The organism is Parapedobacter koreensis, from assembly GCF_900109365.1.
Classification (GTDB): domain Bacteria; phylum Bacteroidota; class Bacteroidia; order Sphingobacteriales; family Sphingobacteriaceae; genus Parapedobacter; species Parapedobacter koreensis.
This window is the reverse complement of record NZ_FNZR01000002.1, coordinates 363,755-379,269: the sequence shown is the minus strand read 5'-3', so window position 1 is coordinate 379,269 and position 15,515 is coordinate 363,755. Positions and strand designations below refer to the sequence as shown.

Here is a 15,515-nt window from a genome sequence, read left to right as displayed (position 1 = left end):
TTATCTGTCCCATAGCCCGCGGTGTTTGACGTATTCGCTTGGCCTTACACCTATTATCTTGGTAAATGTATTGCTAAAGGTAGGCAGGCTGCTGTATCCCACTTTCGCAGCTACTTCATTGATGCTGAGTTTATCGTCCAATAGCAATTTCAACCCTTTCAGCATCCGTAGAATCGTAAAGTACTGGATGAAGGACATGTTGAGTTCTTTTTGGAATAAACGCGCCAATGAGCGTTCGCTGACCCCGAAATGGTCAGCAACATGTTTAAACCCGATGCTATCGGCGACATGTTTATCCAGGTATTCCACGATTTTCACCAGGCGGCTGTCATCCGGATAAGGCAGCGCCAAAGGCAGTGCACCCTTGCCCAATTCGGGCAGCAACATTTTGAACGCCTTGGCGATGCTGTACCTGCTTTCATCCTCCGGCCGGATATTGCCGTTCCAGCGGTTGGTAAACATCATCAATTCCATCAATAAATCGTCCACGGGGTAAATGGCCGTTTGCGAAAAAAATACATCATCGCAGGTGTACACCGGAAAATATAGGTTGCGCATGATGACCTCGGGTGTGCTGGGATGGATGCTGTGCTGTACACCGGCGGGGATCCAGATATAATGCCTTGCAGGTAGAAAATACGACTGCTCTGGCGTGTTTAGGTAGACGACGCCACCTTCGGTATAGAGGAATTGCCCCTTTTTATGCGCGTGTTCGGGGATGAATTTTTCACCCATTACAGCATGATGGCAATAAATGGTGTCCGGATACCGATCCACTTCCGTGATATAATACCTATTTACATAATTCTCCATTCAGGCTGTAACATAATCGCGGGCTAAAATAAGGAGAAAACACGAGTATTTGTCTAAAATGAATAAATTTATGACGCAATGTAATAAATGTGGTTGGCGGATAACACTTAATATTGCAAGGATATAAAACGAACTGGGAATGCCATACGGAAGAATCAAGGCGGAAGAACTGTTTGAAAAAGTGGTCACCGCGGAGCAGGCCGCGCAACTGTTTAAGCACGGCATGGTGGTAGGGTCAAGCGGGTTTACAAAAGCTGGGGACAGCAAAGTCGTGCTCGATGCGTTAGCCAAGCGTGCGGAAAAGGAAGAATTAAAAGTGACGCTGATGACAGGGGCATCATTGGGCCACGATACCGATGCGAAGCTTACCCGGGCGGGGGCACTGACGAAGCGGATGCCATTTCAAGTGGATCGCGTGCTCCGTGAAGCCATCAACAAGGGCGAAGTGCTGTTTATCGATCAGCACCTCAGCGAAAGTGCCGAGCTTTTGCACAACCAATGCTTGCCGCCCGTGGATATTGCCGTGATTGAGGCGGCATTCATCGAGCGGGATGGGAGTGTCGTACCCACCACTTCCGTAGGCAATTCGGTGACATTCCTCAGCTTGGCCAAGAAAATTATCATCGAGATCAATACCAAAGTGCCCGAATCCATCTATGGCCTGCACGATATTTTCCAGCCGGAGAATTATCCGCACCGCAACGTCATCCCGATTGTCGCGCCGGAAAACCGGATAGGCAGGCGGTCCATACCCGTGGATATCAATAAGATTGCCGCTATCGTATTTACCGACATCCAGGATAGCCCGGCAGATATTGCACCGCCCGATGCGAAAACCATCGCCATTGCCCAGCATTTGCTTCATTTTTTCGAAGATGAAGTCAGAAAGGGCCACCTGACGGATAGGCTGCTCCCGCTACAAGCCGGGATTGGCAAAGTAGCCAATGCCGTACTTTCCGGCTTTAAGGATAGCAATTTTTATGATTTGCGGATGTTTTCGGAGGTATTGCAGGACAGTACCTTTGATTTGCTGGACAGCGGGAAGATGAGCTTTGCTTCAGCATCATCAATTACCGTGTCTTCCGCATGCTACGACCGCGTTTTCGGCAATCTACAGAAGTACAAAGACAGGGTGGTGCTGCGGCCGCAGAACATTAGCAATACCCCGGGCTTGATTCGTCGGCTGGGCGTCATTGCCATCAATACGGCCATCGAGTTTGACATCTATGGCAATGTCAATTCGACGCACATCAGTGGCACAAACATCATGAACGGCATCGGCGGATCCGGAGACTTTGCCAGAAATGCATACCTCAGTATTTTTGTCACCCAAGCGGCTTCCAAAGGAGACCACATTTCGCACGTCCTGCCCATGGTATCACATGTTGACCATACCGAGCATGATGTGGATATCCTGGTCACGGATATTGGACTTGCTGATTTGCGCGGGCTGGCACCCCGCGAACGTGCACAGACGATTATCGACAACTGCGTACATCCCGATTACCGTGAAGCATTGCAATCCTATTTTGATCGTGCCCGTACGCTCCGGGGTGGCCATACCCCCCATATCCTTGAAGAAGCATTCAGCTGGCACACCCGGCTCAGGGAAACGGGGAGTATGAAATAGCCCATAAATGAAAATCCCTGAAACGGGGAGAATCAGGGATTTTTCTAACTAACCAATTATAAACCTAAATTATGAAAAGACAATTTTATAACCAACCGTGTTCAATAAGTGTGCCTAAAGCATCTGCAGATTGTTAATGTTTTGTTAAATTCCTTGACGGATTTTCATAATGTGTCGTATGCCGAAGAATAAATTTCGCGAACGATTTGTCATTTGCTATTGTTTAGAATAGATTTAAATAATAGTTTTGCCGGCTGTAAAAATAAGGGCATGAACAGCAAATTTTATTGTACAATTCTTTTTATAGCAGCTTCGATCGGAGCGTTGGCACAAACCGGCACCATCAGCGGAACGATAACAACATTCGACGGCCGTCCGGCTGAATCGGTGAATATCACCGTAAAGGGTACCAACCGGGGTGCCAGGGCAGATGGGAGTGGAAATTATCAGATTACAAATGTCCAAGAAGGGATACATGTGGTTGTCGCTTCCTTTATTGGCCTTGAAGCGCAAGAAAAGACCGTGACTGTCCGACCGGGTGAATCGGCTGTCGCCAATTTCGTGCTCAAGGAAAATGCTGCCCAGTTGCGGGAAGTCATCGTTTCAGCCCAGCAATCACCCAACCGGAATACTGAGGTGGCTAAAATCCCCTTAAAGAACCTGGAAAATCCACAAGTGTACAACTCCGTCTCAGCCGAATTGTTAAAGCAGCAGGTGGTCACGTCTTATGACGATGCCTTCCGCAATGTCCCCGGGATAACAAGGACGTGGGAATCTACCGGAAGGGCGGGAGATGGTGCTGCCTATTTTGCCCTACGTGGTTTTGACGCCCAGCCTTCCTTGACCAATGGACTCCCCGGCCTGGCCAGTGGGAACCTCGATCCGGCCAACGTGGCCGAAATACAGGTGATCAAAGGCCCCTCGGCGACACTGTTTGGTGGTAGTTTCTACAGCTATGGCGGGTTGATCAACACCATCACGAAAAAACCATATGATGGCTTTGGCGGCGAAGTCACCTACAGTTTCGGGAGCTTCGGCCTGAACCGTATTGCTGCGGATATCAATACGCCGCTGAGCAAGACCGAAAAGATCACGGCGCGTGTGAATACGGCCTACCATTCGGAAGGGAGCTTTCAGGATGCCGGGTTTAAAAAGTCTTTTTTCATCGCCCCTACGTTGGCCTATGAAGTCAATGACCGGCTGTCGTTTAATATAATGGCCGAGATTTTGGAAGAAGAACGGGCCGTGGCACCCGTATTCTTCAATTCCGATCGGCTGAGTCCGCTCGACTTCCGTACCATCGAAGAATTGAACCTCAATCCTTCGCTGTCATTCACCAGCAATGACATTACGATAAAAAATCCCAAGTACAACCTCCAAGCGCAAATGCTGTATAAATTGTCTGACCAATGGACTTCCCAAACGGTGGTTTCCCGTGGGACAGTCAAATCCAATGGTTATTACAGCTACCTTTGGGATGACGTGGCGGGCGACAACTATTTTAGCCAGATCTTCCACAAAGAGCAGCAGACGACCAACACCACCGATATCCAGCAGAATTTCAACGGTGATTTCAAAATCGGTAATCTGCGGAACCGCCTGCTTATCGGGCTTGACTACTATAGCCGCAACGTCATCGACAACGGCTCGGGATGGGGATGGGCGCGGAGTGTGACACCCCAGGGCGAGGTAGACTATGTCGATCCACTCATCGGGGAGGAAATGCCGCCCGTATACCTGACGCAGGCATCCATAGAAAACCTGCTGGGTGGCCTGGAAGGGACAATGAGCAACATTGCCAATAGTTCCTATAGTGCCTACTTCTCCAATGTGCTTAATGTGACGCCCGGTATCATGGCCATGGTGAGCCTTCGGGCTGATTATTTTGACTCCAAAGGGGAGAAGCAGGTTGCTGATGATGATTTTGACCAGTTTGCCCTGTCACCGAAATTCGGGTTGGTATACCAACCTATACGCGATAAAATCTCCCTTTTTGCCAATTATATGAATGCCTTCATCAATGTAGATCCCCAGCAGGTATTTGATGTAGACGGCAACTTCGTTGAAATCAAGTCATTCAAACCAGAGCAGGCCAACCAATGGGAATATGGGGTGAAAGCCAACTTGTTTTCGGATAAGCTATTTGGTACAGTGTCGGTCTACGATATCAAAGTATCGGACCGGGTGTATCCCGATCCGGCAAATCCGAACAGCTCCGTGCAAGGGGGCAAGGTAGGCAGCAAGGGCTTTGAGGTGGATGTAAATGCCAATCCAGTGTCCGGATTGAATATCATGGCAGGGTACAGCTATAACGAAACTAAAGTGATAACGGGCAACAACGATGATTTTTATTCAGAGCCGGGCAGAAGCCCCGGAGGCCAGGGCCCGCAAAATTTGGCCAATATCTGGGCAACCTATCGGTTCCCTGAGGGCAAGCTTAAGTATTACGGCATTGGCATCGGCGGCAACTACGCCAGTCGTTATAAAGTGATTGACAATAGCCAGACCGGCGTATTTTACTTGCCCGAATATACCTTAGTCAATGCGAGTGTATTTTACAATGGCGATCATGTCCGGATTACGGCCAATCTGAATAATCTTGCCAATACACAGTATTATACCGGTTATTGGTCGGTCAATCCGCAGAAAAAGCGCAATTTTGCGGCAAGCGTGGCCTATAAATTTTAACAAGTTCGAAGAATTGCTTACCTTTCGGGAACATGAAGGCACGGACGATAAAACTGTGGTTTGAAATACACAAATGGACCAGTTTGGTCTGTACCCTTTTTTTGCTCATGCTGTGCGTCACCGGACTGCCATTGGTATTCTATGAGGAAATAGACCACCTTATGCACGACGAGATCGAGGCCGCGCCATCGGCGGAGGCTGCCCGTTTGTCCAAAGACGTGGTGCTTCAGGCCGCGATGGAACAATTGCCCGGCAAGGTGGCCAAATACATTTTCTGGGATGAGGACCACCACCCCGGCCAAATGTTTGTCACGCTGGCCGATTCGGCGGAAGCGCCCATCACGGCCGACCATTACCTGACGATGGATGAGTATACGGCCAATGTGCTGGAAGCTCCGCCCAACGAAATGGATTTCATGCTCGTGATGTATTACCTTCATGTGGAGATGCTCGCCGGCATACCGGGCAAGCTCTTCCTGGGCTTTATGGGGTTGTTATTCACCCTGTCCATGGTGTCAGGTGTGGTACTGTATGGTCCCATCATGAAGCGGTTTGACTTCGGGATGATCCGCACCGAAAAATCACGGCGGCTGCGGTGGCTGGACCTGCATAACCTGTTGGGCATCGTGACACTGGCATGGGCAGCCGTTGTCGGTCTTTCCGGTGTCATCAACACGTTGGCCGATCCCGCACTGGAGGCGTGGCGGGAAGGGCAGCTTGCCGAAATGGTGGCTGATTATAAAGACCAACCCAAAGCCAAAGGGTCGCTTGGCTCGCTACAGGCTGCCCTTGACAGCGCGAAAGCGGCGGCTCCGGGGATGGACGTCTCGTTTGTAGCCTATCCGGGTACATTGTATTCCAGTGGCCATCATTACGCCGTGTACATGATAGGTACCACACCGCTCACTTCGCGCATTATCAAGCCGGCTCTCATTGATGCCAAGACCGGGCAGCTGACGGATATGCGTGACATGCCGTGGTACCTGAAAACGATTTTTATCTCCCAGCCCTTCCATTTCGGTGATTATGGGGGGATCCCCATGAAAATCATGTGGGTGGTTTTTGACCTTTTTACGATTGCCGTACTTATTTCCGGATTATACCTGTGGTTTGCCAGGCGCAAAGCACGGCAGGCGCAGTTGAAAAGGGCCATCCGGCAAGTGGAATCACTTACCCTATCAAGCGAGCAGGAGCATGTTGGATAAGCATAAATTTGTCAAGGTCTGGGGCAAGCCGATTTGGTTGTTTTTGATTACCATCGCCGGGCTGTTGTTTGCCATTATGGGTACAGGCATTGCCTGGTACGCCCTTTCCTGGATAGCCTTGGGCATCCCTTTATATGCCATGGTCAAGCATGGGCGGGCGTTCTTCCGTCAGTAGCCCCTTATCAGGGTCGGAAAAAAATTGTATTTTAGCAGACAAGCTAAAACTACAACCGCTACATGATGAAAACACGCTATTTCTTAATCCCGCTATTGTTGGCCACGGCGACCCTGTCTGGCTGCAAGCTGGGCCGCTTCGTATGGTTTAATTTTGCAGGCATCGGTGACTACAAGATCTTCCCGGCGCGGGAACTCCACGGTGCATCCGATCCCTTCCTGTTTCATACGGCCGTGGAAGAAAAAGGACCCAAAACCATCGATCTCGGCAGTGGCGCAGTCGCTTTCGATGATTTTCTCCAGCAGACGGAATCCGTGGCTTTCCTGGTTATCCGCAATGACAGCATCCTCTACGAGCGCTATTTTGACGACTACGATCAGGCGTCCATTGTGCCTTCGTTTTCAATGGCCAAGTCCGTCCTTTCCATGCTCATCGGTTGTGCCATTGAAGATGGGTTGATCGGCGCTGTGCAAGACCCGGTAAGCCGGTACGTACCCGAAATGGCCAAGAACGGGTTTGACAAAGTCACCATCGAACACTTGCTCCAGATGACTTCCGGCCTTCAATTTAATGAAGGGTACAGCAATCCCTTCGGGGAGGTGGCCACCTTCTATTACGGCCGTCGCCTCCGCAAAGCTACCACCAAGTTGAAGTTGGAGACCGAACCCGGCACCCGTTTCGCCTACGCCAGCGGCAACAGCCAGGTACTGGGCTTGGTGCTGGATCGGGCCTTGGGCGACAAGACCATCACCCAATACCTTGATGAGAAGATTTGGCAACCGATAGGTATGGAGTACGACGCTACATGGAGCATCGATCGCAAAAAAGAGGGGCTGGAAAAGACCTTCTGCTGCCTGAATGCGCGGGCACGTGACTTTGCCAAACTGGGCCGGCTATACCTGCATCACGGCAATTGGGAAGGGAAACAGTTGGTACCAGCTGATTGGGTGCGCCAATCGACCAAGGTGGATAGCACAGCGGGGAGTAATAAACGCTACCAATACCAGTGGTGGCTGCCTACATTTCAGGGTGATTTTCTTGCCCAAGGCATCCTCGGGCAGTATATCTACGTCAATCCAGCTAAAAACTTGATCATCGTGCGCCTGGGGCACAAAGTGAAGGCCAATTGGTTCAATGTGTTCATCAACCTGGCAAAGGGGTATTAAGGGATAGTTTTCGGTTGCTGCGAGATAGATTGGAAAAAAATACTGATTTTCAATATTTTATTGCTATCTTTATGGCAATTAATTAAGTTTTTTATTTTATAAAGTAGCCATGCAACAAGGCAAAGTTAAATTTTTCAATGAAACCAAGGGTTTCGGATTCATCACTCCTAATGACGGTGGACGTGATATTTTTGTCCATTCATCGGGATTGGTTGATAATATCCACGAGGCAAGCGAAGTTTCATTTGAAGTAGCCCACGGCCAAAAGGGCCCGAACGCGGTAAATGTCAAATTGATATAAATTTTCTTTTTTTCAGATATTGTGTAAACCATCCGGTGTTACTCACCGGGTGGTTTTGTTTTTAATACCCATTTTTATGTCCAAAACCAGTTTCAATAACTGCAACAAAGCCTTTTCAGCGGCGCTTCGTTCACGCGTTAATCAATATTTTAAAACCAATAACCTATCCAATACCGGTAATACCAGGTTGTATATCAAAAGCATCGCCTTATTAGCGGGAGCCATCGGATTTTACGCCGTGCTGCTTTTCCTTCCCATGCCTATATGGGGATGCATTTTTATTTGTGCCCTATTGGGGGCAAACCTCGCTGCCATCGGATTTAACATCATGCATGAAGGGGGGCACCAGAGTTTCTCCAAGAAAACCTGGCTTAATACCATATCCGCTTACTCGCTAAACATGCTTGGTGGCACGATTTATTTCTGGAAACAGAAACATAACATTAGCCACCACACCTACACGAATGTGGATGGCCTGGACCACGATATCGACATTAAGTTCATGCGCACGCATGCCGACCAACCACATCGGTGGTACCATCGGTTTCAGTTTGCCTATTGGTTTGTGCTGTATGGCATATCCTATATTGCCTGGGTGTTTTTTCAAGATTTTGAAAAATACTTTAGCGGAAAAATGGGTATCAAAGCCGAACGGAAATCGATGCCATTGCGCGAACACCTGATTTTCTGGGCAACCAAAATAGGTTATGTGGGCATTTACCTGATCATTCCCATTACCATGGTTGGATGGCTCCCAGCCCTGCTTGGGTGGCTCGTTGTCGGGATATCCTGCGGATTCTGCTTAGCGGTGGTATTCCAGTTGGCACACGTGGTCGAGGGAACCCAGTTTCCGGCAATTGATACCACATCAGGTAAGATCGAACAGGAATGGATGATACACCAGCTCAGCACGACATCCAATTTTTCGACGGACAATCGGTTGGTATCTTGGTTACTCGGCGGGCTTAATTTTCAAGTAGAGCACCATCTTTTCCCCCGCATCAGTCACGTGCATTACCCCGCCATAAACAAACTGGTCAAAGAAACCTGCAAGGAATTCGGTGTCGTTTATCTCGAACACCGTACCATGGGACATGCCTTCATGTCCCACCTACGGCATATCTACCGGCTCGGTATCGCATAGTACGAAACAAGCATGCCGACCCATGCGGGCCTATCCAGCGATCTTATGCCGCTGAATAGGCCCGTTTTGTTTTCCTTTTGTTTTTATTCCGCTTGTTTTTTTGCGGATGATTTGCGGAGCGTGCTGGCTGCTGCTTTTGCGGTTTCGCGAATGATACCGTGCCATCCATGGGAAACGGATGATCCGTATTCCGGTCGATTTCCCTGCCTATCAGTTGTTGGATATCCCACAAGTATTCACGTTCTTCGATATCGCAAAAAGACCATGCCCGTCCGCTCGCACCGGCCCTGCCGGTACGCCCGATGCGGTGTACATAGGTTTCCGGTTCATTGGGCAGATCATAATTAATCACCAGGTGGAGGTTATCCACATCGATGCCACGGGCGGCAATATCCGTGGCGACCAAAACCTTGATCGTTCCATCCTTAAATTGTTTCAGCGCCTTTTGCCTCGCCTGCTGCGACTTGTTGCCATGTATGGCCTCTGCGGTGATGCGGGACTGCTTCAATTTCCGGACGATGCGGTCCGCACCGTGCTTGGTGCGGGAAAAGACAAGGATGTAGCCGTCTTTCTCCTGCTTGATGAGGTGCTCCAGCAACCCCGGCTTATCTGATTTGGCGACCGGAAAGACCAGTTGTTCGATTTTTTCAGCCGTTGAAGATACAGGAGTCACCGCAATCCGTTCGGGATTAGTCAGGATAGCTTGGGCAAAATCCTCGATGTTTTTGGGCATGGTAGCCGAAAATAGCAGTGTCTGCCGCCTGTCGGGAACCAAGCTGATGATTTTTTTGATGTCTTTGATAAAACCCATGTCCAGCATGCGGTCTGCTTCATCGAGTACCAGAAAGCCGATGGCACTAAGGGAAACTGCACCCTGGTTTAACAAGTCCAGCAGCCTGCCCGGAGTAGCCACGAGGATTTCCGGCCGCTTGCGGAGTTCACCAATCTGATTATTGATGGAAACCCCACCGAATACGACGGCGTGTTTAATGCGGGTCAGTGCAGCATATATGCCAATATTTTCGCCTATTTGAATGGCGAGTTCACGTGTAGGGGCTAAGATAAGTGCCTTAGGACCTGCAGGCCTCCCTGTGCCCTGATGCAAAAGCAGTTCGATAAGGGGTAAGGCAAACGAAGCCGTCTTGCCCGTTCCGGTTTGTGCACATGCCAAAACATCCCGTTTCTGCATGATGGTCGGGATAGCCTGCGCCTGTATAGGGGTAGGGGTGTGGTATCCCGCTTTTTCCAGAGCCGATAATAGGGGCTCAGAAAGATTGAATGATGAAAATTGCAAATTATATAAATTTAACGTGTTGAATGTATGACAACACCAGCATCCCGTCGAATACGGATGATTAGAAAGGACGGCGCAAAGGTACGTTATTTTTCCCACGCTGCATGGTGTCTTTTCCAAATTGAATACATAAATTTGTCCACCTTTCATTAAACAACGGGCAGAAAACATGGGCGACTACGATGCTGATTTACTTATATTCATCTCTAAATTTAAGCAAGCACTTAAAAAGGTCTTCCATGAACAGCATGATATCAATGAGTTGAGCCTGGAGCGGGGATTGCCTCCGCACATCTGGATAGATATCATGGACACGCAGCCACTTTCCGTAGCTATTCCCAAAGCATACGGTGGTAGAGGATGTATTGTGAAAGAGTGCCTTAGTCTGCTGTCGGCCGCATCGTATGAATCCCTGTCCTTATCGTTGACTTTCGGCATTAATATCGCCCTATTTCTGGAGCCGCTTGCGAAATATGGCAATGTGCGGCTAAAAGAGGAGGTATTATCCGCATTTCTCAAAGGGCAGCATATGGGCGGATTGATGATCACAGAGCCCGATTTTGGAAGTGATGCGCTGAATATGCGGACGGCCTATAAAGAAGCCGGTGGAATGTATACGATACAAGGGCGCAAACATTGGCAGGGGTTGACAGGGCAGGCCGATTACTGGCTGGTAGCGGCGCGGAAAGATCTGGGCGATGGAAATTTGTCCCGGGATGTCGACTTCTTTTTGACAAATGATGCCATAGCCAAGCAACAGATCAAGGTAGAATCACTATACAGCAACCTGGGACTGTACATGATCCCGTATGGCTTGAACAGCATTGACGTCGAAGTACCCAGCTACCATCGGCTGGAGCCGGAAAGTACGGGCATAAAAATGATGTTGGACATTCTGCACAGGAGCCGGATGCAATTCCCGGGAATGGGAATGGGCTTTATCAAACGGATGCTTGACGAGGCGCTGCTGCATTGTAAAAACCGGATTGTCGGTGCCGGCAACCTATTGACATTAGATTCCGTACAATTCCAGCTGTCAAGGATACAGACGGCTTATACGATTTGCTCAGGTATGTGCGCCCGGAGCAGCAACATCAGTGGCATCCAGCACAACCTAGCAACAGAAGGGTTGGAAGCCAACAGTATGAAAGCGCTCGTCACCGATCTGATGCAGGAGTCTGCCCAGCTGTGCTTGCAAGTTTCCGGCGCGAATGGCTACAAAATCAGCCACATCGCGGGGCGGGGAATCGTGGACAGCAGGCCCTTCCAGATTTTTGAAGGATCGAATGAAATGCTTTACACACAGATTGCTGAAATCATCTTAAAGCTCATGAAAAAGCAGAAAGAATCCGGATTTTATACGTTCCTTTCCCACTTTGAGCTCACAAAGAAGTCGGCCCCTCACTTCAAGGAGCAGCTCAGCTCCGTATCGGGAGAACACATTCTCCAAAGAAGGCTGGTGGATCTCGGCAAAATAATTGCCCGGCTGGTAAGTGTAGGATATGTCCTGGACCTTGGCGAAAAAGGCTTCCGGAGCGATCTGGTGGATAATTGCCTGACGAATATCCGGATGGATATTGCCCACCTTTCTTCAAACCTCTCGCTTGAAGGCTATGCGCATCTTGTAGAAGAGTTTGGCGAAGCCAGCGAATGGTCTGCTTTTATCTGAAGTGGATTATTTTATACGGTGTTTCTTTGTTGAGGTCGGGGTAAATGAATCCTTTACCGTTCATGTCCATCATTTCTATTAAATACATCAAGTCGTACTGTGGGTCAACCTGGTCAGCGGGTATAATTGCCTGGAACAGATCTTTTTCGCCGGTCGCAGACATGGGCAACATCTCAAAGTCCTTATATTGATTCATGGCGCGGTATTGCAGGTGTACCCATTTTAATCCTGCGGGCGCATGCACGCGGACCTGTATGGTGATGGGCAGCCCCACGGCCGCAGTGTCTGGAGCTCGGTGGCTGATGGCAAAGTACTTGCTGTTTTCCGGATCGTCGGTAGGCTTATAGCTGGGCGATGTGGTTGCCGGTCCGTTTGGTTTAAAAGCCGAACGTTCTGCTTGCAATTTTTCCAGTCCCCCGTTTAGTAATACCAGTTCATCTTTCCAGTGTCCCGAAAGCGGTTTTTTACCGATCAGTATCGGATCCGCATACACATCGCCGGCAGCGTTTACCAGCTGCGACCACGCTTCGATCGCGTTTGCTTCGTGGTTGATTGCTTCGTCCAGCGCCGAAGCATCCTGCGTATGGAGGAACAAACAGTAACTTATCGCTGCTGGAATCCTGCGCGAATGGTAAAGCGCTAAGTTTGCGAGCATCCTGAGATCGGTGACCGTCGAATTAAACTCTTTGTTGTCTTGGCTTCCGATGAAGGTTTCCGCTTCCGCGACTTTTTGGTTAATATCCGCAGCCAACTGCGCCAGCCACATGCTGGTCGTTGATGGTAGCGTTTTAGCCGTTTCCAGCTCGCCCAAGAGGACCCGTGCTTCCTCGTCAAAGCTGGCAAATTGCTGTAGGTCGCTGCCCTCCGCTTTCGCATACAGCGGCAAATCCCCTAAACGCTGCTTTTCAGGCCAAGCGCTGGTCGTCGGGAAAAAGCTGTAGGGATAACAGGCCCCCACGATCCGTGGCAATACCCAGCTGGCTTCATTTAAGGCGGATCGGATCAGCGGCCCCGCCTTTTCTCCAAATCGTTTCTCGAATTCCTTGTCCCACACCTCATCCGGCGTGTTCGGGTCGTACCCGATCAATCCAAAGGTCTGGTAGAAGTTCCAATAACGTTCAAATTCATACTCATAATACGAATAGGAGGGGTTGAGCAGTTGGAAAGGTACAGCATCATGCATTTGCGATTCCATTTTGGTGGCCATGGGCTCATACACGGAATAAGCATCGCTGTTATACAAATGGCTGCTGGCCGCAAAGCGCCTCACATATTCCGGGTCGCCCCATAGGAACACCCGGGTTGAGCCCCCGTTCCATAGTTTCCATAGCATTTGATAATGCTGCGGATAGCGCAATAGATCAGCGTACCCATGACGCCGGTTTTTCTGATCCTCCCGGTTAATGTGGGTCGGGCTGAAAGGAAGCCCCATCTGTTCCATCCAGAATTTGGGTGCGATGCGGAACTTGATACCCATGTCGGTCGCACTTTTTATCAATGCGTCGGTAAGGCCTTTCGCATGAATATCGATAAACATATCCGGAGCCGTTTCCTTGACCGTCTCGAAGAAATTCAGGCTGAACGCATGCAATTCGCTTTCCTTGAGCCCGGATTCATTGTTGGTTTTAAACAGGATGGCATCCAGCTCGGGGAATGTCTTCAGGAACTTGGCAAATGCCGCTTTGGTATACAGGTTTAGGTTGGTAGAATCAAGTCCGGTCACCTGCCAAGGCAAGGGATGGCCTTCACGGTATTCAAAATCCGGATTTCCACCGGCCTGCACACCCCCTCGATATACATGATCCCATATGCCGAGCCGAATGGCAATGCCACGGTCATGCGCCATCTTGATCACTTGGTGCATGGTGGTTACATTCCGTTGCTGTTGCTCCGTGGTGATATCGGCCATTTTTACGTCCGGATATTGGTCCACGTTAAAAAAATAGGGGTAACAGGGTGCCATAAAGCCACCATTCTCATATCCAAATAGAATTTCGAGCATGTTCAGCCGATTCTGTGCCATCATGTCGAAATATTGCGCCCAAAAGTTCTCGTCGTAAAAACGGCTTTCCCAGTATGCGCGGTTCATCGTGTACATCGCAATGCCGCGCTCTTTGATGTCAGGCGATGACGTAACTTCTTTTACGAAATGCAGTGGATCCGAAGGGTCTGTGCTCCAACTGATGCGGTTGGCAACATCAAGCAGCCCATACATCAAGCCTGTATCGTCATATCCGCTGACAACGGTGGCTGGCTTGTTTTGCCAGCTGGTGTTCCAGATAGTCAGCGCCTCTTTCATTTTTGGCACCGCATGGTTGCCTGCTTTCAACAGGCTTGCCGCCAAACCGTCCCCATGAGCAATGCCGGTTACCAGTATAATCCGGCCTTTGGCCGCATCGGTAGATGTCAATGTCTCAAACGTTAGCTGTTTGCGCTCAAGTATGCCGATCAACTTGGTTAATCCATGGCTCGCCACCGGACTTAGCTGGGCATCCGTAATAATCGATATATCCGGATCTGCCGAAACCGCACGGGCATGGGACAACAGCAGGGGAAATACAAGCAGCAAGGTACGCAGACAGTTTGGGATTTTCATAATAGCGAATTGGTAAATTGATTTAGCAATCTGATAACAGTTTATAAAACTTGGCTGCCCTGAAAGCAGGACGTAGAGCAAATGTCGCAAAAAAAATGATAAAGATGACTGCGCAGGCAAAAAAATACGATCAGGTAGCGATAGCACGTTTTAGTCGACACAATCGAACCGCTTTGTAAAAGATTTGAGAAGAATATCGGCTTTGGGGGCCTGAAAATGCACTTTGAAAATAACTAAGCCGGATAGAGGTCGAACCGAAGACAACATTTCCCAATATATATTGAACCGCAAACGTAAGCTTTCCATCAATATGATACGGAGGCTTCATGAGGCGATGCAGATACCGGCGGATGTATTGGTGCAGGAATACCAGTGCTCAAAGACAGATGTATAACAAAAAACCGTATATCCAACATACGTTGGACATACGGTCTGTGATTTTCGTACCTAGGGCGGGAATCGAACCCGCACTCGCTTTAGGGCGAACAGGATTTTAAGTCCTGCGTGTCTACCAGTTCCACCACCTAGGCAACTGACGGTCTTTTACTAAGACCCTATCGGGCTGCAAATATAGGTTGTTTTGCGCATTTATAAAGTATATTTTGATTTTTTTGATCAAGCGCTTTTTTTTAATGAGGTTTGGTCCTTTTTGGGAACCCGCGTTGGCCTATGCGGGTAACGATGTTTTACGACGGGTATGGCAGGGTAGTCAAAAGCAATAGCGAAGCCAACAGGGATGCATTTGGAAACCCTTATCAGGATCACTTTGTATCGTTTTCCACTGCTCCATAGATATTAACTAAAAGCCATTGAAACTATTTGTATCTGGCTTTG

General features: G+C 49.2%; 12 protein-coding genes and 1 tRNA gene. 9 read left to right on the top strand and 4 right to left on the bottom strand.

What is annotated here, in order from left to right; all coding sequences use genetic code 11:
• Window positions 1-813: a helix-turn-helix transcriptional regulator gene (locus tag BMW65_RS05850; protein WP_090603541.1), complete on the bottom strand. Its 813-nt coding sequence runs from the start codon at window positions 811-813 to the stop codon at window positions 1-3.
• Between the two features lie 139 nt (window positions 814-952).
• Between BMW65_RS05850 and BMW65_RS05845 the strand changes: the two genes are divergently transcribed.
• The 7 genes from BMW65_RS05845 (at window position 953) to BMW65_RS05815 (ending at window position 9,122) form a co-directional block, all read left to right on the top strand.
• Window positions 953-2,443 (top strand): succinate CoA transferase, encoded by a 1,491-nt coding sequence (locus BMW65_RS05845; RefSeq protein ID WP_090603539.1) that lies wholly within the window; start codon window positions 953-955, stop codon window positions 2,441-2,443.
• A 270-nt stretch (window positions 2,444-2,713) separates the two neighbouring features.
• On the top strand, window positions 2,714-5,131 hold the full coding sequence (locus tag BMW65_RS05840) for a TonB-dependent receptor (protein WP_090603537.1): 2,418 nt from the start codon (window positions 2,714-2,716) through the stop codon (window positions 5,129-5,131).
• 32 nt (window positions 5,132-5,163) lie between these two features.
• Window positions 5,164-6,336: a PepSY-associated TM helix domain-containing protein gene (locus BMW65_RS05835; protein ID WP_090603535.1), complete on the top strand. Its 1,173-nt coding sequence runs from the start codon at window positions 5,164-5,166 to the stop codon at window positions 6,334-6,336.
• Complete coding sequence (locus tag BMW65_RS05830; protein ID WP_090603533.1) at window positions 6,326-6,511, top strand: hypothetical protein; 186 nt, start codon at window positions 6,326-6,328, stop codon at window positions 6,509-6,511. Before BMW65_RS05835 ends, BMW65_RS05830 begins: the two co-directional genes overlap by 11 nt.
• 62 nt (window positions 6,512-6,573) lie before the next feature.
• Entirely contained in the window at window positions 6,574-7,677 is a 1,104-nt protein-coding gene (locus BMW65_RS05825) for a serine hydrolase domain-containing protein (RefSeq protein ID WP_218145351.1), read from the top strand.
• 109 nt (window positions 7,678-7,786) lie between these two features.
• Entirely contained in the window at window positions 7,787-7,978 is a 192-nt protein-coding gene (locus BMW65_RS05820; RefSeq protein WP_090603531.1) for a cold-shock protein, read from the top strand.
• A 76-nt stretch (window positions 7,979-8,054) separates the two neighbouring features.
• Window positions 8,055-9,122: a fatty acid desaturase family protein gene (locus BMW65_RS05815; protein ID WP_090603529.1), complete on the top strand. Its 1,068-nt coding sequence runs from the start codon at window positions 8,055-8,057 to the stop codon at window positions 9,120-9,122.
• A 43-nt stretch (window positions 9,123-9,165) separates the two neighbouring features.
• Here BMW65_RS05815 and BMW65_RS05810 read toward each other — a convergent pair whose 3' ends face one another.
• Window positions 9,166-10,416: a DEAD/DEAH box helicase gene (locus BMW65_RS05810; protein ID WP_245747517.1), complete on the bottom strand. Its 1,251-nt coding sequence runs from the start codon at window positions 10,414-10,416 to the stop codon at window positions 9,166-9,168.
• A 169-nt stretch (window positions 10,417-10,585) separates the two neighbouring features.
• Here BMW65_RS05810 and BMW65_RS05805 point away from each other — a divergent pair, with 169 nt between their 5' ends.
• Window positions 10,586-12,085 (top strand): acyl-CoA dehydrogenase family protein, encoded by a 1,500-nt coding sequence (locus tag BMW65_RS05805; protein ID WP_090603525.1) that lies wholly within the window; start codon window positions 10,586-10,588, stop codon window positions 12,083-12,085.
• Here BMW65_RS05805 and BMW65_RS05800 read toward each other — a convergent pair.
• Complete coding sequence (locus tag BMW65_RS05800; RefSeq protein WP_090603523.1) at window positions 12,078-14,681, bottom strand: hypothetical protein; 2,604 nt, start codon at window positions 14,679-14,681, stop codon at window positions 12,078-12,080. The genes BMW65_RS05805 and BMW65_RS05800 overlap by 8 nt on opposite strands.
• Window positions 14,682-14,904: 223 nt before the next feature.
• On the opposite strand from BMW65_RS05800, the gene BMW65_RS24100 reads away from it, so the two are divergent.
• Complete coding sequence (locus tag BMW65_RS24100; protein WP_177181014.1) at window positions 14,905-15,075, top strand: hypothetical protein; 171 nt, start codon at window positions 14,905-14,907, stop codon at window positions 15,073-15,075.
• 50 nt (window positions 15,076-15,125) lie between these two features.
• On the opposite strand, the gene BMW65_RS05795 is transcribed toward BMW65_RS24100, so the two are convergent.
• Window positions 15,126-15,211 (bottom strand) — tRNA-Leu (locus tag BMW65_RS05795).
• Window positions 15,212-15,515: the final 304 nt, after the last annotated feature.

Bases quoted from the DNA above. Each gene is read 5' to 3' on its own strand.
- BMW65_RS05850 (WP_090603541.1), bottom strand. From the start codon at position 813: ATGGAGAATTATGTAAATAGGTATTATATCACGGAAGTGGATCGGTAT.
- BMW65_RS05845 (WP_090603539.1), top strand. From the start codon at position 953: ATGCCATACGGAAGAATCAAGGCGGAAGAACTGTTTGAAAAAGTGGTC.
- BMW65_RS05840 (WP_090603537.1), top strand. From the start codon at position 2,714: ATGAACAGCAAATTTTATTGTACAATTCTTTTTATAGCAGCTTCGATC.
- BMW65_RS05835 (WP_090603535.1), top strand. From the start codon at position 5,164: ATGAAGGCACGGACGATAAAACTGTGGTTTGAAATACACAAATGGACC.
- BMW65_RS05830 (WP_090603533.1), top strand. From the start codon at position 6,326: ATGTTGGATAAGCATAAATTTGTCAAGGTCTGGGGCAAGCCGATTTGG.
- BMW65_RS05825 (WP_218145351.1), top strand. From the start codon at position 6,574: ATGATGAAAACACGCTATTTCTTAATCCCGCTATTGTTGGCCACGGCG.
- BMW65_RS05820 (WP_090603531.1), top strand. From the start codon at position 7,787: ATGCAACAAGGCAAAGTTAAATTTTTCAATGAAACCAAGGGTTTCGGA.
- BMW65_RS05815 (WP_090603529.1), top strand. From the start codon at position 8,055: ATGTCCAAAACCAGTTTCAATAACTGCAACAAAGCCTTTTCAGCGGCG.
- BMW65_RS05805 (WP_090603525.1), top strand. From the start codon at position 10,586: ATGGGCGACTACGATGCTGATTTACTTATATTCATCTCTAAATTTAAG.
- BMW65_RS05800 (WP_090603523.1), bottom strand. From the start codon at position 14,681: ATGAAAATCCCAAACTGTCTGCGTACCTTGCTGCTTGTATTTCCCCTG.